This window comes from Acinetobacter sp. 479375, from assembly GCF_000581715.1.
GTDB lineage: Bacteria > Pseudomonadota > Gammaproteobacteria > Pseudomonadales > Moraxellaceae > Acinetobacter > Acinetobacter ursingii.
Genome location: NZ_JEZN01000008.1, coordinates 129,152 through 150,313 on the forward strand (window position 1 = coordinate 129,152; position 21,162 = coordinate 150,313).

Genomic DNA, 21,162 nt, shown 5'->3' on the forward strand with positions numbered 1-21,162 from the left:
TTTGGAACATTTTATGTATAAACCGACCAATATGGTGTGGCAATTTCCCGCAGCATCACTTTTTAAAATTACGATATTGGCTTCTGCTTTGGCAGCATTGGGTCTCACCACTGGCTGTTCCTCAACTCCACAGACTGCAAAAACAAATACAACAAAACAAGTTGGCGGTTCAGGATACTTGGATGCCAGCAGTCTGGATTCACTTGAAGATTTGCTTTCTGCAACTGATATGCGTGCGGTTGAAGGTGATCGCTTACAGATTTTAAAACACGGTGATGTCTGGAAGCGCATGACCGTCGGTTTTAAAATGGATTTGAATCATTGGGATCCACGTATTGAAGCACAACGTAGCTGGTTTATTTCACGCCAGCCGTATCTGGATCGTTTAAGCGCACGTGCCAGTCGTTATTTATATCACACGGTGAAAGAGGCAGAACGTCGCGGCATTCCAACTGAATTGGCATTACTGCCTGTAATTGAAAGTTCATACGATCCCGCAGCGACCAGTAGCGCAGCCGCAGCAGGATTGTGGCAGTTTATTCCAAGTACAGGTCGTATTTATGGTTTAAAGCAGACCAGCCAGTATGATGGTCGCCGTGATGTCGTGGAATCGACTCGTGCAGCTTATGAGTTTTTAGGAAGCTTATATAATCAGTTCGGCTCATGGGAATTAGCTCTGGCAGCTTATAATGCAGGCCCAGGACGTATTCAGCAGGCGATCAATCGAAACCAAGCCGCGGGTTTACCAACGGATTATTGGTCACTCAAATTGCCACAGGAAACCATGAACTATGTACCGCGTTTTCTGGCAGTTGCTCAAATTATTAAAAATCCTAAAGCCTATAATGTAAACTTACCGCCGATTGCCAATCGTCCTCACTTTCGTGAAGTCATGCTCAATGCACCTGTTGATTTAAATCAAATTGCGTCTTTGACAGGGTTAAGCCGTGCTGAACTTTATGCATTGAATCCGGGTTATCGTGGTGAACGTATTGACCCAGAAAGTCCAATGCGTATTTTGATTCCGTCAGATGTCAATCCATCGGTGGATGCTAAGCTCAAAGCTTTAAAATCATCCTCTGGATTCTGGGCAAGCAATAACACAGCAGCTACGCCTAATGCCAATGTGACTGTCAACACATCCACTCGCGGTTCTACTCAAACTGTAACGCCAAGTCGTGCAACACCACCCGTCATGACCGCGAGTAGTATCAGTCGACCTTCGACCAGCAGTACAGTTGTTTCATCAATCACTCGACCTTTGAAAACCACGCCGCGTAGTGCAGATGAGCTGGCTGCATTTGCGGCCAGTGCGGATATTCCGAGTGCACCACGTATTCCTGTTGCAGTGACGCCTGCCAGTAATGTGAAAGCCTTAAGTGCCGAACCACCAATTTCCAAGTCTGAGCGCGAACAAATTGTGGCATTGGTGAAGCAAGAAGGAGTTAAGGAAACAGTGACTCAGGCTTTAGAACCACAACCGACACAGGCTGAAAAAGATCAGGTGGTTGCGGAACTCAAAGCGATTGCACCTAAAGGCACCGAAATTGTGGATCCTTATGATGGCAAAATCAGATTAACTGCGATTCAGACCAGTCAGTCAGTTGCCGATACTGAAGGTAAGGAAGTGACCAAAGGCTTTGCTTACCCTAAAGCTGTAGCTGCTACTGTTAATGCAGATAGTTATGAGGCACAAAATAATAAAGATAAGCCTTATATTAAAACGGATACCGATATTGTCGTGGTACAGCCTTCAGGTAAACGTTCAACTTATACCGTTCAGCCAGGCGATACTTTAGCCATTATTGCGGCTAAAAATGGAGTGAGCTGGCGTGATATCGCAAAATGGAACCAGATTGATCCGAACAATACTTTGTTTGTTGGGGCAACTTTGTATTTGTATGATGCCAAACCGCAAGCGATTGATCGACCAGTTCCTGTTAAAGCCGAGTCCAAACCTGAAAGTTATACGGTAAAAGCTAACGATAGTCTGACAGGTGTTGCGGATCAATTTGGTCTTACAGTCAAACAATTGGCTGACTATAATAATTTATCTGTGACTAGCGGTTTATTTGTTGGGCAAAAACTTTCTCTTAAAGACAACGGCACAACACATAATGCAGGGTCAAATCGCAATACAGAAGCGAAAAGTGATGCGAAGACAACACGTGTTGCAACCAAATCCTATACAGTGAAGCGTGGTGAATATCTCAAACTGATTGCAGATCGTTATGCTTTATCAAATCAGGAGTTGGCTGATTTAACCTCAGGATTGACCGCAAGCAGTAGCTTATACGTGGGGCAAAAAATTAATGTGCCTTTGCATGAAGTGACTGTACGTGATGATGACAAAGCAGATCCAAAGGAAACACGTAATAGCAAATTAGCCAATCAAGTTAAAACTGAAAATTATCAGGTACAACGTGGCGATACTTTATCCAGTATTGCAGCAAAATCAAAAATGACGTTGGCTGAACTTGCAAGTTTGAATAATATTGCAGCTAATAGCGGTGTCCGAGTTGGACAGACCTTAAAAATTCCTGCGGGTTCTAGCATTCCTGAGCAATACACCGTTCAGTCAGGAGATAGTTTAAATAGTGTCGCCAATAAGTTTGATCTGGAGCTTTCTGATCTTGCGGAGCTCAATGGTTTAAGTCGTAGCGCAGGTTTACGTGTTGGACAAAAATTAAAACTAACGGGTGACATTCCAGCTTCGGCAAAGGTTGAGGTACAAGAAACTTCACCAGATACGCATATAGTCAAATCAGGTGAAACGCTGGCGAGTATCGCAAGCCGCTATCATCTTCAGTTGAATTATTTGGCTGCTTTAAATGGTCTAAGTCGTAACGCTAATGTACGCGTAGGGCAAAAATTAAAATTGGAAGGTGATCTACCAAAAACTGAAACCGCCAAAGATGACAGCCCAAAAAGCAAATCAAAAGGCAAAACAGCTGCAAATACTGAATCTTATACGGTGAAGTCAGGTGAATCACTTAACAGTATTGCCAGTCGTTTAGGCATGAGTGCAAAAGATTTGGCAGATCTAAATAATCTCAATGCACGTGCATCGTTACAGCGCGGACAATCATTGCAAATTCCAAAAACCATTACTGAATACACAATTAAACGGGGCGATACGCTGATTGGTTTAGCCAGTAAGTTTGGTATGGCAATTACTGAGTTGGCAGATCTAAATGACCTGAAACAAAATGCACAGCTTCGTATTGGTGATGTCATTAAAGTTCCAAACTTATAAGTTGTAAGGGATGATGGATTTGATTTCAGGACGAGGCTTGCATAGCGCCCATCATCCAATGATGGGTCAACTGATCAAAAGTACTATTTTGGCAGTGATTTTCTATGGCGGTACTGTCAATGCTGCGGTACAGACGACGCCTTATATCGCTATTCATAGTAAAGCCAAATATAGTGGATTGAGTCATATGCCTTATGCCAATCCACAGGCGCCCAAAGGTGGCATGCTGAGTGAATATAGCAATGGTACTTTTGATAACCTGAATAGTATGAATGGCAAAGGCAGTTCTACAGATGGTATAAATTTTATATTTGACAGCTTGATGTCGCCTTCGCTTGATGAGCCTGCGGTGATGTATCCACTTTTGGCGAAGACTGCTACTTTTGATCCTGAACATACCCATTTTGTTATTTTTGATTTAAATCCGAAAGCAAAGTTCAGTAATGGTCAGCCTTTGACAGCAGAAGATGTCAAATTCAGTTTTGATACGTATCAAACCAAGGCTAATCCGGGCTTGCAAATGTATATTGCGGATTTGGCAAAAACCGAGGTGTTGTCTAAATATCAGGTCAAGTTTAGTTTTAAATCTGAAAATAATGCTGAAATGCCCATGATTTTGGCAAGTCTTCCCATTTATTCCAAACAAGACTGGAAAAATAAAGATTTTAGCCGCATTACCATGGAACCGATTTTAGGTTCAGGCCCATATCTGATCGAACGCATTGATGCAGGACGCAGTATTACTTACAAGCGCAATCCAGATTATTGGGGCAAAGATTTAGCCGTGAATCGTGGACGGTATAACTTTGATCGCCTGAAATATGTTTATTACCGTAATATGGATATTGCTTTTGAAGGATTTAAGTCTGGGCAATATACATGGCAAGAAGAATTTACTGCCAGAAAGTGGGTCACTGCCTATAATTTTCCTGCAATAAACAACAAGATGGTCAAAAAAATTGAGTTTAAACATCGTAATCCGATGACCATGCAAAGTATTGTGATGAATACCCGTCGTGCACCACTCAATGATATTCAGTTTCGGCGTGCTGTCAGTTATGCCTATGATTTTGAATGGCAAAATAAAGCCCTGTTTTATGGCAAATATCGGCGTTTACAAAGCCATTTTGATAATAGCGAATTGGCAGCGACTGGGAAACCTTCAGCAGCAGAACTTAAAGTTTTACAGCCGTACCTATCCAAATTAAATCCGATTGTGAAACAGGGTGTACTTGCAGACTGGAAATATCCTGTGAGTGACGGCAGTGGTTTTAATCGTCAAAATTTGCTGACCGCAAGACAGCTATTGATTGATGCGGGTTATAGCGTTAAAGCAGGGCAATTGCGAGACCATCAGGGTAAACCCATTCAGTTTGAATTGTTAATCCATCAGGACGGTTTACAACGTACCCTAATGCCATTGGTGCGAAATCTTAAACGTCTCGGGATTACAGTATCGATTCGACAGGTCGATGTGCCACAGTATTTAGAGCGTATGCGCCGTAATGATTTTGATTTAACCACCTTGGCGATGCCGCAGTCTTTAACACCGGGAAATGAACAATTTCAATTCTGGAGTAGTTCTGCCGCAGATCAGGTGGGTAATTATAATTTTTCAGGTATTAAAGACCCTGTGATTGATGCAGTGATCCAAAAACTGGTGAAATCTTCTAGTCGAGAGGAGCTGATCACCCATACCAAAGTGTTAGATCGTTTGTTACGTGCAGGTTATTATCAAATTTTAACTTATGGAAAGGGGGAGAACTGGTATGCCTATTGGGATATGTATGAACATCCTCAAACCTTGCCGACACTTTCGGTAGGGCTGGATTACTGGTGGTCAAATCCTAAAAAAGCGCAAGCGGTTGCAAATTATTTGCGCCGACAATAAATCATCAAAAGACGCCAAAGGAACCAAAACATGGGCACCTATATTATTAAGCGACTTTTACTCATTGTTCCGACCTTATTTCTAATTTTACTGATTAATTTTTTAGTGGTTCAAATCGCGCCAGGTGGCCCTGTTGAGCAGGCAATTCATCAGGCTGAGAATTTTCAGGGGATTAATCAAAGTGGTGGCGGTGAAACAGTCAATGTCTCGGCTGATCGATCTTATCAGGGAGCTAGAGGTTTAAGTCCTGAAATGATTGAGCAGATAAAAGCCCAATATGGTTTCGATAAATCTGCGCCTGAACGCTTTTGGTTAATGTTAAAAGGTTATTTAACCTTAGATTTCGGCACCAGTTTTTTTAAGGATAAACCCGTTACCCAACTGTTATATGAAAAAATGCCAGTGACCATATCACTTGGGCTCTGGAGTACTTTATTGATTTATTTAGTATCGATTCCACTTGGGATTCGTAAAGCTAAACAACACGGTTTATTTTTTGATAAAGCAACATCGATCCTGCTGGCTGTTGGCTATGCTGTACCGACTTTTGTATTTGGTGTATTACTAATTGTATTTTTTGCAGGTGGTTCTTATTTTCACTGGTTCCCATTGCAAGGATTAGTCTCTGAGAATTTTCAACAACTTAGTTTTTTCGATAAAATTAAAGATTACTTTTGGCATATGACTTTGCCTTTGTTAACAATGGTCTTGGGTGGTTTTGCAGGCTTAACTTATCTGACTAAATATTCTTTTATGGAAGAACTGAATAAACAATATGTACTGGCAGCACGTTCAAAAGGTTTAACTGAAAATCGGGTTCTTTATGGTCATGTTTTCCGTAATGCTATGCTGATTGTGATTGCAGGTTTACCCGAAGCCCTCATTGGCATTTTCTTTGTCGGCAACTTGTTTATCGAAATTATTTTTAATCTGGATGGCGTAGGCTTACTCGGCTTTGAGGCAATTACCCAACGTGATTATCCTGTGATTTTTGGTACTTTATTTTTATTTACCTTACTTGGTTTGATTTTGAGATTGATCAGTGATGTATTGTATCAGGTGATCGATCCACGAATTAACTTTGAATCACGGGGAGTTAAATAATGTCCCCAATGATGCAAGCGCGTTTTAAACGTTTTAAACACAATCGGCTGGGTTTTACTTGTTTCATTCTGTTTGTATTGATTTTTATTTTGTCGTTGGGTGCAGAGTTTATAGCCAATGATAAACCGATTTTAGTCAAATATGATCAGTCTTATTATTTTCCAGTGATGAAATCCTACCCTGAAACGACCTTTGGCGGTGTGTTTGAAACCGAGGCAGATTATAAAGATCCAGCGGTTCAAAAATTGATTGATGATAAGGGGTGGGCAGTATGGCCGTTAATTCCATTTTCTTATCACACTCCAAATTTGGATTTAGCAGTGCCTGTACCTTCACCACCAAGCCAGCAAAACTGGCTCGGAACAGATGATCAGGGGCGCGATGTATTGGCACGGATTCTTTATGGCTTACGTGTATCTTTAATCTTTGGTTTTGCATTAACTTTTTTTGCCGCAGTGATCGGAATCATAGTTGGCGCGATACAGGGATATTATGGTGGATGGATTGATCTGATTGGCCAACGTATTCTTGAAATATGGGGGGGTTTACCTATGCTGTTTATGGTCATGATTTTGGTCAGTATGTTTACCCCAAGTGTGTATTGGTTGTTTCTGATTATGCTGCTGTTTGGCTGGCCAGCACTGGTTGGACTGGTTCGGGCAGAGTTTTTACGGGCAAGAAATTTTGATTATGTCCGTGCCGCGCGTGCTTTAGGGGTAAAAGACCGAACGATTATGTTTCGGCATATTTTACCCAATGCCATGAGTTCGAGTTTATCGCAGCTTCCTTTTATGCTCACCGCCAATATTACAGCACTTACCGCACTGGACTTTTTGGGCTATGGCTTACCGCCTGATGCTGCTTCATTGGGTGAATTATTATTACAAGGTAAAAATAATTTAACCGCGCCGTGGTTAGCACTCTCAGGTTTTTTTAGTTTGGCTGTGGTGTTATCTCTTCTTATCTATGTTGGGGAGGCGACGCGTGATGCATTCGATCCAAGACGACAATAATGAAATGCAGCAAATGAATTGCCTGAAAGTAAGTGGCTTACATATTGAAAATAAAACGGGTCAAGTATTGGTTCAACAACTGGATTTTGAACTAAAACAGGGTGAAACCCTAGCAATCGTGGGAGAAAGTGGTTCAGGTAAATCCATCAGTAGTCTGGCGTTATTAGGCTTATTACCTCAGCATTTAAAAATAACAGGTCAAGCTTTATTTGAAGGTCAAGATCTATTGCACCTCAATCAAGCGCAGTATCGACAGATTCGCGGTCAAAAAATTGCCATGATTTTTCAGGAACCGATGACGGCCTTAAATCCGTTGCATCGGGTGGAAAAAATCGTCGGTGAAACATTGCTGCTAAAAGGATGGTCAAAGCAGCAAGTCCGAACCCGCGTACTGGAATTGTTGCATGATGTTGGAATCCCTGAGCCTGAAACTAAGCTGAGACGTTATCCTCATGAATTATCGGGTGGTCAGCGTCAACGGGTCATGATTGCGATGGCGTTGGCGCAAGAGCCTGAGATTTTAATTGCTGACGAACCCACCACTGCACTAGATGTCACGTTGCAGGCACAGATTTTAAATCTGCTTAAAACGTTGCAGCAAAAACGCAATATGGCCATGATTTTGATTAGTCACGATTTAAATCTGGTCAAACGCTATGCAGACCAAGTCATTGTCATGAACAAAGGTGGTGTCGAGGAGCAAGGGCAGGTCAATGATGTTTTTAATCATCCCAAAACCAGTTATACCCAACATTTGCTCAATCATGATTTCGGTCATGCATTAAAACTCCAGTCTGGGCAGCCATTACTTGAGCTGCAACAGCTTGAGGTCAAATTTCCAATTAAACAAGGTTTACTCAATCGAGTTAAGGATTATGTGGTTGCATTAGAACCGATGGATTTAACCCTTTCTCAGGGCGAGTCGATTGGGATTGTAGGGGAAAGTGGTTCGGGTAAAACCACACTTGCACTGGCAGTAACTCGCTTGATTGAGTGCGATGGGAAAATCATTTTATTGGGCAAAGACTTAAATCATTTAAAAGAAAATCAACTTCGCCCGTTACGCACAGATTTTCAAATTGTATTTCAGGACCCATTTAGCAGTTTAAATCCACGCATGACGGTGGCACAAATTATTGGTGAGGGACTCGTTCTCAAACACATTAAAGCAGATGAAATGGATGATTTGATTGACGATGCACTATTGAAAGTGGAATTGCCGATTGAATTTAAACAGCGTTATCCTCATGAGTTATCTGGTGGACAAAGGCAACGTGTTGCTTTGGCACGCGCATTAATTTTGAAGCCTAAGTTGATTATCTTGGATGAGCCTACATCGGCATTGGATCGTACGACGCAGCGTTCAATCGTCCAGTTATTGCGTCGGTTGCAACAAGAACAACAGTTGAGCTATTTATTTATTAGTCATGACTTACAAGTCGTCCGCGCCTTATGTCAGAAAGTTTTGGTATTACGACATGCAAAAATTATTGAATATCAAGATACTGAGCAACTTTTTTTAAAACCGCAATCTGAATATACCCGTCAGCTCATTGCTGCAAGCCAATATTAAACTTTTGCATATAATTGACATGTGGTATTGTCAATTTGTAAATACAGGATGACTTTAACTTCAATTTTTAATTCAAATTGGAAGAATAACTCCGATTTTTTAAAAGAGAAAAACATGACACAGATTGCCGATTCAATTCAAATCAGAAACACTATATTTAAAAATCGCTTAATTAAGGGAGCGATGAGTGAAGCATTGGCAAATGATGCAGGACAGCCGAATCAACTACATCTTGGGCTTTATGAAGCATGGGCGAAAGGAGGGCTGGGTTGTGCCATTACAGGCAATGTGATGGTCGATATTCGTGCTAAAAATGAGCCTGGCGTTGTTGTTGCTGAAAGTGAACGTGATCTGGTTGAACTAAAAAAATGGGCAGATATTGGCAAGCAGTACGGAATGGTACAGTTAATCCAGTTATCTCATCCGGGGCGTCAGTGTCCGAAAGGATTGAATAAAGAAACGGTTGCGCCTTCTGCTGTGCCATTTAGTCCTATGCTTGCTACCATGTTTGGAACGCCTCGTGAGCTTCGAGAAGATGAGATTCTGGATATTATTCAGCGTTTTGCGAAAGCCGCAAGTATTTGTGAAAAAGCGGGTTTCGAGGGTGTACAGCTACATGGTGCACATGGTTATTTGATTAGTCAGTTTTTATCGCCATTGACTAATACACGTCAGGATCAATGGGGCGGTTCGATTGAAAATCGTATGCGTTTCCTGCTTGAGATTTATAAAGCAGTACGTGAAGCGACTTCAGAAAACTTTATCATTTCAGTCAAACTTAACTCGGCTGACTTTCAACGTGGCGGAATTACTGAAGAAGATGTAATTACAGTATTTAAAGCCATTGATGCCGTTGGAATCGATTTAATTGAAATCTCTGGCGGAACCTATGAAGCCCCTGCGATGGCAGGTGCGAAATCAGAAAAACGTAAAGCCAGCACCATTGCGAGAGAAGCCTACTTTTTAGACTTTGCAGAAAAAATTCGTCAACAAGTCACATGTAAGCTGATGGTTACAGGTGGTTTTCGTACAGTGGCAGGCATGAATGCCGCTTTGCAAAGTGGTGCCTGTGATTTTATTGGTATTGCACGTCCATTTGCAGTTGAAACTGACTTGGCAAATCGTTTGATTGCAGGGCAGGATGTCAAATATGCAGTCAAACCAATTAAAACAGGATTACCATTTGTCGATAAAATGGCGATTATGGAAATTATCTGGTATGCGGCGCAATTTAGAAGTATTGGAAAAGGCAAAAAGCCAAATCCGAAATTATCGCCACTTCTTGTATTTCTGAATTATGCGAAGGGCAATATCAAGGCTGTGATTAAAGGTCAGGTGAATTCACGCAAGTCTGCATAAATATATTCAATGCAAATAGAGATTCTTCAGAGTCTCTATTTCATCATGATCGATTTGATAGAAATAAAAAAGCCACTCGCATTATGCAGTGGCTTTTTTGGAATTTGGCGTCCCTACGGGGATTCGAACCCCGGTTGCCGCCGTGAAAGGGCGATGTCCTAGGCCTCTAGACGATAGGGACTTATATGAGGCTGTATCTGAAATTGGCGTCCCTACGGGGATTCGAACCCCGGTTACCGCCGTGAAAGGGCGATGTCCTAGGCCTCTAGACGATAGGGACGTTTCAGAGGTGGGCGTATAGTAGGGTGATTTGAGGAGGGTGTCAAACGATTTTAATGATAAAAACAATAAAATAAGATTAAGCGTTTAAAATTAAATCAATGAGATGTAAATTTCAGCAGTTTTATCGATTTAGATCAAATGGATCACTCATGCCTATAAATGATGTGGGAAACAATCTCTCCATTTTAATAGGTAAAAGATTGCACCCACTCAAATCATCATCAACTATTTCACATTAATGATCATTAATTTCCACGATAGGTTGAATAGCCATAAGGGCTGATTAAGAGCGGAATATGATAATGATCGACAGCTCCATCAATCACAAATACAACGGGCACTTCAGGAAAAAATGAACGTTGATTATGTTCTCGAAACCAATCCTCAGTTTTGAATGTCACCCGATAAGTTCCTTTAGCTAAAGTTTTTTCATCTGGATAAAGTGCAGTGATACGTCCATTTTCATCGGTTTTACCCTGATTGATTTGCACCCACTTTTCACCTTGTTGAGCTTCAAGAACAACATTGACATCAGCAGATGGCAAACCATTTTCAAGATTAAGTACATGTACACTCAGTGGATTTTGAGCAAATACCAGACTCGAAGCGCTCAGGCTGAGTGCAAAAAGTGTTGTTTTATACACAGTTTTTCTCATAGAAATAACAAAGAATTTTATTTTATCGATTTATTTATCTCATTTTGATAGAAAATATGTAAAATTAACTCAAAAAAATAAGACCATCCTCATTGAAATATAGGGATTTGGCCTCATGAAAGACCTGTATTGAAGTACAACGGTTTATTTAAACGAAAAAAATAATAAATTTAACGAATGTTGCTGAGAAGATTTACTTTTACTATTTTCTGGCGAAATGTCGTTATCACTAGATATTACGTTGACTGAAATGCAATGAGAGTCGATACTCTCAGGGTTTTATTTAAGCAAATCGGTTCGTAGGAGAGGGTCACAAGCTCATTCCTCACAACGCAATCCAAAGCAGGAGATATATATGGCTGGTGGAAAGTCAACAATCATTTACACACTGACCGATGAGGCGCCACTTTTAGCGACCTACTCACTGCTTCCAATCATTGAGACTTTTACCAAGCCAGCTGGCATTGATATCGACAAAAGCGATATCTCTGTGTCTGCACGCGTACTCGCAGAGTTCTCTGAATATTTAAAAGATGAGCAGAAAGTACCTAACAATCTTGCAGAACTTGGTCGTCTTACCCAAGATCCAGATACCAACATTATCAAGTTACCAAATATTAGTGCTTCAGTGGGTCAATTAACTGCATGTATTAAAGAGTTGCAGTCAAAAGGTTACGCAATCCCAGATTATCCTGAAAACCCAACCACTGACGAAGAAAAAGCGATCAAGGCACGTTATAGCAAATGTCTAGGTTCTGCGGTAAACCCTGTATTACGTGAAGGTAACTCTGACCGTCGTGCGCCTGCTGCGGTAAAAAACTACGCGAAAAAACATCCTCATTCAATGAGCGAATGGAAGCAATGGTCTCAAACGCATGTTTCACATATGGAAGAAGGCGACTTCTATCATGGTGAAAAATCATTGACACTGGACCGTGCGCGTAAAGTGAAAATGGAATTAATCACCAAAAGCGGTCAAAGCATTGTGCTTAAACCTGAAGTCGCTTTGCTTGATGGTGAAATCATTGACTCTATGTTTATGAGCAAAAAAGCACTTTGCGACTTTTATGAGAAACAACTTGAAGACTGTCGTGAAGCAGGCATTTTGTTCTCATTACACGTGAAAGCGACCATGATGAAGGTGTCACACCCGATCGTATTTGGTCACTGCGTTAAAATTTATTATAAAGATGCATTTGAAAAACACGGTAAGTTATTTGACGAATTAGGTATTAACGTCAATAACGGTATGGCAGGTCTTTACGAAAAAATCGAAACTTTGCCGACCTCATTACGTGAAGAAATTATTGAAGATTTACATGCATGTCAGGAACACCGTCCTGCACTTGCAATGGTAGACTCAGCCAAAGGCATTACCAACTTCCATTCACCAAACGATATCATTGTTGATGCTTCTATGCCTGCCATGATTCGTGCTGGTGGTAAAATGTGGGGGGCAGATGGTAAGCAGTATGATGCTAAAGCGGTGATGCCAGAATCAACTTTCGCGCGTATTTATCAGGAAATGATTAATTTCTGTAAATGGCATGGTAACTTCGACCCACGTACCATGGGTACAGTGCCAAACGTAGGTTTGATGGCACAAAAAGCGGAAGAGTACGGTTCTCACGATAAAACCTTTGAAATTCCTGAAGCGGGTGTTGCCAATATTACTGATCTTGAAACAGGTGAAGTTTTACTGTCTCAAAATGTTGAAGAAGGCGATATCTGGCGCATGTGTCAGGTTAAAGATGCACCGATTCGTGATTGGGTAAAACTTGCTGTTACTCGTGCACGTAACTCGGGTATGCCTGCTATTTTCTGGCTTGACCCATACCGTCCACACGAAAATGAATTGATCAAAAAAGTTGAAAAATACTTAAAAGATCATGATACGGCTGGACTTGATATCGAGATCATGTCACAAGTTCGTGCAATGCGTTATACGCTTGAGCGTGTAGCACGTGGTTTGGATACGATTTCTGTTACGGGTAACATCTTACGTGATTATCTCACAGACTTGTTCCCAATTATGGAACTGGGTACTTCTGCCAAAATGCTGTCTATTGTTCCGTTAATGGCGGGCGGGGGTATGTATGAAACTGGTGCAGGTGGTTCGGCGCCGAAACATGTACAACAGTTGGTTGAAGAAAACCATTTGCGTTGGGATTCTTTGGGTGAGTTTCTTGCCCTTGCTGTTTCTCTTGAAGAGTTAGGCATTAAGGAAAATAACGAACGTGCGAAGTTACTTGCTCAAACTTTAGATCAGGCAACGGGTAAATTACTGGACAATGATAAGTCTCCATCACGTCGTACTGGCGAGATTGATAACCGTGGTAGCCATTTCTATTTGGCATTGTATTGGGCACAAGCACTTGCTGCTCAAGATGAAGATGCTGAGTTAAAAGCCAAGTTTGCACCACTTGCGAAAGCTTTGGCTGACAATGAAGATAAAATCGTTGCAGAGCTAGCAGCAGTTCAGGGTAAACCTGCTGATATCGGTGGTTACTATGCGGTTGATCCAGCGAAAGTGGAAGCAGTAATGCGTCCAAGTTCTACATTGAATGCTGCGTTAGAAACCATTTAAGTCAAAATAATATGGGTTATTTTACCCATATTGTGAAAAAACCGATGCAAAAGCATCGGTTTTTTTGTGAACTAAGTTTTTAAAATTTGACTGTTGCTTGATCAAAAGTTAAATTTTCATAAAAACATAGATTTAGAATGAATTCTTAGAGAATATATGAATAAGAAAAGTTTAAGTACAGGAATTATTGTTACAGCAATTTGGGTTACGATCATTGTACTCATTTATTTTTTTACTGGATTAGGGCATCCAAAGTCTTTGAATGAATTAGGAGACTTTTTAGCTGGGGTTTTCGCACCTATTGCATTTTTTTGGTTGATTTTAGGGTATATGCAGCAAGGTAAGCAGTTAGATCAGAATACTAAAGCATTAGAACAACAAGAAAGAGCATTGCAACTTCAAATTGGTGAAATGCGAGAAGGCATAAAGCAGCAAGTCGAATTTATAAATCTTCAAAAACAGCAATTAGATGAACAGCATAAGATGCTTGAACCTAGATTTATTATTTCTCAATCTAAAGTAAATTCTCCTGTATATGGTAGCAGTAGTGACCCCAAGATAGACATTAAAGATAATATTGTATTTATCGTAATCAAATATACCTTAGAAAATCTTGGAGGTGATGCTTTTAATCTGAAATTAATCCATCCACAAAGCAAAGAAATATTTAACAAAATTAATAGATTAAAATCATCCACATCGCAGGAAGTTAGTCTAGAGCTTACACAATTTCATTTGGACCAATTAAATAAAGAAAAAGAATTGGAAGATTCATTAGATTTCTTTTATGAATGTAAAAATGGACGTTCAGTTAAATATGAATTAATTATGCATGTGTATCAAACAAATTACCCATTCTACGAATCAAATTTCTTTCTGAAGAAGATCTATTAATAATAAAAAAAGCCCACTTTCGTGAGCTTTTATTCATACCTAAACCTCAACGACCATTACGATTACGACCACGCGGCGCTTTAGTATTTGGGCGAGTCGTACCATTGGTCTTGCGACGCGGCTTCTCATTTTCATCCATTTGCCAGATACGTTTAGTTCCTGACTTTTTCTTATTCGGATCTTTTTTATCTGCATCTTTATGCTTATGATGCATCGGTTTACCACCTGTGCCGCCGGGTTTTTTCACATAAGAGCGTGAACGATAGGGTTTATCTTCTGGCACATCCTTAAAGTCAGGATAAAGTAGTGGTTCAATCTCAGTTTGTTCGCCCGGTTGCAAACCTAGTCGAACCAGATCAATCGAGCCAATTTTGGTACGAATCAAGCGTAAAGTAGGGAAACCAACAGTAGCCGTCATACGACGTACCTGACGGTTGCGTCCTTCACAAATTGAAATTTCAACCCAAGAGGTAGGAATATTGGCACGAAAGCGTACAGGCGGGGTACGTTCCCAAAGCCAATCTGGCTCTGACACTTTAATCGCAGTGGCAGGTAAAGTGAGACCATCAGCCAGCTCTACACCTTTACGTAATTGTTGCAACGCTTCTTCAGTGATATCTCCATCCACCTGAACCAGATAAGTTTTATATTTTTTATTACTTGGATGAGTAATGAACTGATTTAAACCGCCATGATCAGTTAAAAACATTAAACCTTCAGAGTCTAGATCTAAACGTCCTGCAATACGTAATTCAGGATCATGAATAAAACTTGAAACAGTTAAATGCGCGCTATCTTCCCGAAACTGGGATAAGACATCATAAGGCTTGTTAAAAACAACAATTTTCATATCAATAAACTACTTTGGTTATTGGTCATCACCGTTAATAAAAGGTTTTTATTTAATGGAGAAATGTAGTTATTCAACCTTAAAATCTCAAAAAAACCTGTTTTGGATTAGACTATTAGCGATTAAAAAATAAACTTTAACGTATGTCCTCAGGGGCACACGTGATTCGCCAGTTTAAAAAGGGAGAACCTAGACAATGGGTTATCAAAAGATCGTGGTTCCAGCGGATGGTGACAAAATCACAGTCAATGCAGACTTATCACTTAATGTTCCAAACCATCCAATCATTCCTTTCATTGAGGGTGACGGTATTGGTGTGGATATTACACCAGCTATGAGAGCAGTGGTAGATGCTGCTGTGCTAAAAGCGTATGGTGGCAAGCGTTCAATCGAATGGATGGAAGTATACTGCGGCGAGAAAGCAAATACTATTTATGGCACGTATATGCCCGAAGAAACTTTTGAGGCATTACGTGAATATGTCGTTTCTATTAAAGGGCCACTCACGACGCCAGTGGGTGGGGGTATTCGTTCACTGAATGTTGCTTTGCGTCAGGAATTGGATTTGTATGTGTGTATTCGACCTGTTCGCTGGTTTAAAGGGGTTCCGAGTCCCGTTCAACATCCCGAACAGACCAATATGGTGATCTTCCGTGAAAATTCAGAAGATATCTATGCAGGGATTGAATGGAAAGCAGATTCGCCTGAAGCCAAAAAAATAATTAAGTTTCTTGAAGAAGAAATGGGCGTGACCAAAATTCGTTTCCCTGAAAGTTGCGGTATTGGGGTCAAACCTGTATCTAAAGAAGGTACACAGCGTCTCGTGCGCAAAGCGATTCAGTTTGCGATTGATCATGATAAGCCAAATGTGACTTTGGTACACAAAGGCAACATCATGAAATATACCGAAGGTGCATTTAAAGAATGGGGCTATGAACTGGCCATTGAGCGCTTTGGTGGTGAACTCATTGATGGTGGACCTTGGGTAAAAATTAAGAATCCTAAAACTGGCAAAGACATTATTATTAAAGACGTAATAGCCGATGCTTTTCTGCAACAAATTTTGTTGCGTCCTAGCGATTATTCTGTGATTGCAACTTTAAATCTAAATGGCGACTATATTTCCGATGCCTTAGCTGCTGAAGTGGGTGGGATTGGAATTGCGCCAGGTGCAAATATTGGCGGAGCTGTTGCGGTTTATGAAGCAACGCATGGCACAGCGCCGAAATATGCAGGTCAGGATAAAGTCAATCCGGGTTCGATTATTCTTTCGGCTGAAATGATGTTACGTGATATGGGTTGGACAGAAGCTGCGGATTTAATTATCAAAGGGATTTCTGCTGCAATTGCTGCAAAAACCGTAACCTACGATTTTGAACGACTCATGCAAGGCGCAACACTATTGCGTTGTTCTGAATTTGCACAAGCGATTATTCAGCATATGGATGATGAATAGTTTGAAATGAGCCTCTCATCCTAGAGAGGTTAATTTTTTGGACTTCATCATGTGTTGAAATAGTAGACTTCTTTCATCATTGTTTAACCCCCCCTTTATTTTTCTCCCATAGAGCAAATTAAAAGGGAAGAATGAAAGAAGTTGAGTATTGGATGCTAAATAAATCAGTCATGTTATATTTTAACAAATTCATTTAAATAAAATACTTAGAAGTAAAAACTATAAACATAGGCGTTACTGTCTAACCAATTAAATCATGAGGGGCTAGTTTCGTAACAGCTATCTATGCTCCAATATTACCAACGATTTTTGTCAACTTTCAGGTGTCTGTATGAACTGGCCCTTGCTGATCAATATTATTATTTTTATTGGATTAATTATTTTACAGACGCGGACGCATAAAACTCACTGGAGTTTGTCAAAAAAAGTCCTCGCAGGTTTGTTGCTGGGTGTGTTGTTTGGATTGGGTCTACAACTGGTGTACGGTGAGTCGAGTCCAGTGATTAGCGCATCTATGCAATGGTTTAATATCGTGGGTAATGGCTATGTCAAACTGTTGCAAATGGTAGTGATGCCCTTGGTTTTTATCTCGATTTTAGGGGCTGTGGCTAAACTGCATAATGCCAGTTCTTTGGGCAAAATTAGTTTTTATACCATTGGGATTTTGTTGTTTACTACGGCAATAGCCGCTTTTGTCGGTGTCGGCGTAACCCATTTATTTGGCTTAACAGCTGATGGTTTGGTGCAAGGCACACAGGAAACAGCCCGATTATCAGCACTGCATAGTGATTATATCGCTAAAGTCACGGATTTAAATGTACCGCAGTTATTGTTGTCATTTATTCCTACCAATCCCTTTGCAGATTTAACGGGTGCAAATCCGACATCCATTATTAGTGTAGTGATCTTTGCTGCTTTCTTAGGGGTGGCCGCATTAAAGCTGCTAAAAGATGAGCCAGAAAAGGGACAACATGTATTACGCGGAATCGAATCTTTACAAGGTTGGATCATGAAGCTTGTGCGTTTGGTCATGACTTTAACCCCTTATGGTGTATTTGCGCTCATGACCAAAGTCGTTGCAGGCTCAAATATGGCGGATATTTTAAAGCTGGGTGGATTTTTGATTGCGTCTTATCTGGGTCTAGCGATTATGTTTGCAGTACACGGCATTTTATTATCGCTATCAGGGATTAATCCATTACGCTTCTTTAAAAAAGTCTGGCCAGTTTTAACCTTTGCATTTACTAGTCGTTCCAGTGCGGCAAGTATTCCTTTAAATATTGAAGCACAAACGCAGCGTTTAGGTGTACCTGAGTCAATTGCCAGTTTTTCAGCATCTTTTGGTGCGACCATAGGTCAAAATGGTTGTGCAGGTTTGTATCCTGCGATGCTGGCAACGATGGTTGCGCCAACTTTAGGAATCAATACTTTTGATCCTTTATGGATTGCAACGCTGATTTTGGTTGTCACTTTAAGTTCGATTGGTGTCGCAGGTGTGGGTGGCGGTGCAACGTTCGCGGCATTGATTGTATTGCCTGCCATGGGTTTGCCCGTGACTTTGGTTGCACTTTTGATCTCGATTGAACCGTTAATTGATATGGGACGTACCGCATTAAATGTGAATGGTTCAATGACCGCAGGTACCATCACCAGTCAATTGATGCATCAAACCAATAAAGATATTTTAAACAGTGACGATGATTCTGAGCTGAGTCATGGTTAAACTCAAAATTTAAAACAAGGAAAAATCTAGAATGAAAATGTATCAGGTCGATGCTTTTACCCAGCAATTATTCAAAGGAAATCCTGCTGCGGTTTTGGTGGTAGAAGCTTGGCCTGATCAAGCACTGATGCAATCGATTGCTTTTGAAAATAATCTATCTGAAACGGCGTTTGTCAAAAAACTTGATGATGAAAACTATGCGATTCGTTGGTTTTCACCGTCGGATGAAGTAGCTTTTTGTGGTCATGCAACCCTTGCAAGTGCATTTGTACTATTTAGAAATTACACACAGGCAACAACGCTACAATTCCATGTTAAAGATCTAGGCATTTTTATCGTGACTCAAGCGGAAGATGGCAAAATCTTAATGAATTTTCCAATTCGCCGTGCTGAAAAGTTGAGTGAGTATCCTGCTATTTTAGATGAAGCATTGTCAAAACCATTTAAAGCGGTATATGCCAATCCGCAAGCTTATATTGTGCAGTACGAAAGCGTACAGGATGTCTTGGATGAACAACCTGATTTAGTCAAGCTCAAGACATTGGGTAAAATGCGTACTGCAATTACAAGTTCAACACTGGATGTTGCGATCACCGCATCGGATAGTATCGAATATGACTGTGTATCACGTTATTTTGCACCTGCGATCGGTATCGATGAAGATCCAGTCACAGGTTCAATTCATACCGCAATTGTCCCTTTGTGGGCAGATCAATTGAATAAAACTGAGCTGATTGCTTATCAAGCTTCAAAACGAGGTGGTGTGTTATATAGTCGTCTTTTAGAAAATGATCGAATTGAAATTGCAGGATATGCGGTGTTATATATGCAAAGTGAGATCGAAGTTCATGCATTATAAAAATACATTCTTTTTTCAAGTGGAATAAATTGCTGCCACGCGTTAAGCTTATTTTCATGTCGTCAAATCATAATAGCGATATATTTCCACTTTAATACAATAGCTATAGACGCAAGTATTTATGAAAGTTTTCCCGTCCTCTGAGTACACACAGATCATTCGTTACACAGCGTACTGGGTGGTTGCTTCTGTGATGATTGGGTTAATTTCAGGCTTGTCATCCAGTCTCATTTTTGTCTGCTTTGACCTTGCCAATCAAACTCGAATCAGTTATCCGTGGTTGGTTTATTTCTTGCCGTTTATTGGCTTATTGATTGGATATTTGTTTTATTATTATGGCACGCCGATTGAGAAGGGAACGCATTTGCTGATTGATGAAATTCATCACCCTCGGGCTTTTATTCCCAAACGAATGACACCTCTGGTTTTTTTTACAGCAATCTTGACGCAAATTTTTGGCGGTTCTGCTGGACGCGAAGCACCTGCGGTACAACTATCGGGTGCATTGACCGATCATATTACCCAAGCGTTTAGAGTGCCAGGAGATAACCGAAAAATATTTCTGATTGCCAGTATTGGTTCAGGTTTTGCCGCTATTTTTGGACTGCCATTGGCTGGGGCAATTTATGGTTTAGAAATTACTGCATTGGGTAAACTCCGTTATTCTGCGGTGTTTCCTTGTTTTGTTTCTGCACTGGTTGCCTCGCAGATTCCTGAGTTATTTCATATTAGTCATCCTCATCAGTATTATGTTGTTTCAAGTTTTCCAGATTTCAATTTCACCACCATCTCAAGTCTGATTGTCGCGGGATTATTATTTGGATTTGTGGCTCGCATTTTTATTGCTTCTATTTTATTCGTCAGTAAACAACTCAATCATTACGTGCGCTTTATGCCATTTAGACCGATGGTGGGCGGTATTTTAATTATGTTGATGACGATTATCGTGGGGCATCAAAAATTTAATGGTCTAGGTGTTGGCAGTATTATCTCCTCGTTTTATATCGATTTACCCGTAACCGATTTTCTCGGAAAAATCATTTTTACCGCAACCACCCTCGGTTCAGGTTTTAAAGGTGGGGAGATTACGCCACTATTTTTTGTTGGTACAACTTTTGGCAACGCCTTAGGTCAGTTTTTACCTCTACCTATTTCATTGCTTGCAGGTTTAGGATTAGTGAGTTTATTTGCTGGTGCAAGTAAAGCACCACTGACGTCTATCGTATTGGCAATTGAGTTGTTTGGAGCAGATATCGCGCAGTACGCTGTCATTACCTGCTTGTTGGCTTATTTGTTTTCTGGAAATTGTGGTCTATATATCCAGCAGAATTTAAAATTACGTGGTGAAGAGGGCTTTGTTGCATAAATAAATTTCATCCCCATACATGTTAGATGAATACAGAATCAAAAAGCCGATACAAAACAACGAACTGGTCTGAGTACAATCAGGCTTTACGTCAACGGGGTGCTTTCACCATTTGGTTTGATCCCCAAATGCAATGGTCTGCAACACCTACTGGAAAAAAAGGACGTCAACCTACCTACACTGATATAGCAATTCAATTTGCCCTGACGATACGAAACCTGTTCCAACTGGCTTTACGCCAAACACAAGGTTTCATTCAAAGCCTTTTTCAAATGGCTCACCTCGACTGGAAT

The 21,162-nt window shown here is 40.6% G+C and carries 15 protein-coding genes and 2 tRNA genes; 13 read left to right on the forward strand and 4 right to left on the reverse strand.

The genetic code is table 11. The annotated features are described in order from the left end of the window. Nucleotides 1-13: 13 nt before the first annotated feature. The 6 genes from J500_RS09120 to J500_RS09145 all read left to right on the forward strand — a co-directional run bounded on the left by J500_RS09120 (nt 14) and on the right by J500_RS09145 (nt 10,196). A complete protein-coding gene (locus J500_RS09120) occupies nt 14-3,256 on the forward strand; it encodes a lytic transglycosylase (protein WP_034699189.1) in 3,243 nt (1,080 codons plus the stop codon). Between the two features lie 61 nt (nt 3,257-3,317). Continuing rightward, nucleotides 3,318-5,147 carry an extracellular solute-binding protein gene (locus J500_RS09125; protein WP_052024132.1) on the forward strand — a complete coding sequence of 610 codons (1,830 nt, stop codon included), beginning with the start codon at nt 3,318-3,320 and terminating at the stop codon, nt 5,145-5,147. A 30-nt stretch (nt 5,148-5,177) separates the two neighbouring features. After that, complete coding sequence (gene yejB / locus J500_RS09130) at nt 5,178-6,251, forward strand: microcin C ABC transporter permease YejB (protein ID WP_034699195.1); 1,074 nt, start codon at nt 5,178-5,180, stop codon at nt 6,249-6,251. Further along, entirely contained in the window at nt 6,251-7,264 is a 1,014-nt protein-coding gene (locus tag J500_RS09135) for an ABC transporter permease (RefSeq protein ID WP_034699198.1), read from the forward strand. The genes yejB and J500_RS09135 overlap by 1 nt, the downstream gene beginning before the upstream one ends. Then, nucleotides 7,239-8,837: an ABC transporter ATP-binding protein gene (locus J500_RS09140; protein ID WP_034699201.1), complete on the forward strand. Its 1,599-nt coding sequence runs from the start codon at nt 7,239-7,241 to the stop codon at nt 8,835-8,837. Before J500_RS09135 ends, J500_RS09140 begins: the two co-directional genes overlap by 26 nt. A 114-nt stretch (nt 8,838-8,951) precedes the next feature. After that, entirely contained in the window at nt 8,952-10,196 is a 1,245-nt protein-coding gene (locus J500_RS09145; protein WP_034699203.1) for an NADH:flavin oxidoreductase/NADH oxidase family protein, read from the forward strand. A gap of 105 nt (nt 10,197-10,301) precedes the next feature. On the opposite strand, the gene J500_RS09150 is transcribed toward J500_RS09145, so the two are convergent. The 3 genes from J500_RS09150 to uraH form a co-directional block, all read right to left on the reverse strand. After that, nucleotides 10,302-10,377: transfer RNA gene (locus J500_RS09150), tRNA-Glu, on the reverse strand. A gap of 23 nt (nt 10,378-10,400) precedes the next feature. Then, a tRNA-Glu gene (locus J500_RS09155) sits at nt 10,401-10,476 on the reverse strand. A 247-nt stretch (nt 10,477-10,723) separates the two neighbouring features. Continuing rightward, on the reverse strand, nt 10,724-11,134 hold the full coding sequence (gene uraH / locus J500_RS09160; protein ID WP_052024130.1) for a hydroxyisourate hydrolase: 411 nt from the start codon (nt 11,132-11,134) through the stop codon (nt 10,724-10,726). A gap of 355 nt (nt 11,135-11,489) precedes the next feature. On the opposite strand from uraH, the gene J500_RS09165 reads away from it, so the two are divergent. Together J500_RS09165 and J500_RS09170 are read left to right on the forward strand one after the other, a co-directional pair. Next, nucleotides 11,490-13,721: an NADP-dependent isocitrate dehydrogenase gene (locus J500_RS09165; protein ID WP_034699207.1), complete on the forward strand. Its 2,232-nt coding sequence runs from the start codon at nt 11,490-11,492 to the stop codon at nt 13,719-13,721. 156 nt (nt 13,722-13,877) lie between these two features. Continuing rightward, a complete protein-coding gene (locus J500_RS09170) occupies nt 13,878-14,615 on the forward strand; it encodes a hypothetical protein (protein WP_034699208.1) in 738 nt (245 codons plus the stop codon). A 46-nt stretch (nt 14,616-14,661) separates the two neighbouring features. On the opposite strand, the gene J500_RS09175 is transcribed toward J500_RS09170, so the two are convergent. Then, nucleotides 14,662-15,465 carry an rRNA large subunit pseudouridine synthase E gene (locus tag J500_RS09175; protein ID WP_034699209.1) on the reverse strand — a complete coding sequence of 268 codons (804 nt, stop codon included), beginning with the start codon at nt 15,463-15,465 and terminating at the stop codon, nt 14,662-14,664. 196 nt (nt 15,466-15,661) lie between these two features. Here J500_RS09175 and icd point away from each other — a divergent pair, with 196 nt between their 5' ends. The 5 genes from icd to J500_RS09200 form a co-directional block, all read left to right on the forward strand. Then, on the forward strand, nt 15,662-16,921 hold the full coding sequence (gene icd, locus J500_RS09180; RefSeq protein ID WP_034699211.1) for an NADP-dependent isocitrate dehydrogenase: 1,260 nt from the start codon (nt 15,662-15,664) through the stop codon (nt 16,919-16,921). A gap of 331 nt (nt 16,922-17,252) precedes the next feature. Further along, nucleotides 17,253-18,644 (forward strand): L-cystine transporter, encoded by a 1,392-nt coding sequence (locus tag J500_RS09185; RefSeq protein WP_034699214.1) that lies wholly within the window; start codon nt 17,253-17,255, stop codon nt 18,642-18,644. Between the two features lie 31 nt (nt 18,645-18,675). Next, entirely contained in the window at nt 18,676-19,503 is an 828-nt protein-coding gene (locus J500_RS09190) for a PhzF family phenazine biosynthesis protein (protein WP_034699216.1), read from the forward strand. A gap of 121 nt (nt 19,504-19,624) precedes the next feature. Next, complete coding sequence (locus J500_RS09195; RefSeq protein WP_034699218.1) at nt 19,625-20,869, forward strand: voltage-gated chloride channel family protein; 1,245 nt, start codon at nt 19,625-19,627, stop codon at nt 20,867-20,869. Nucleotides 20,870-20,895: 26 nt separating this feature from the next. Then, nucleotides 20,896-21,162 (forward strand): IS5/IS1182 family transposase (locus tag J500_RS09200; RefSeq protein WP_034699148.1); only part of this gene is annotated, 267 nt, incomplete at its 3' end.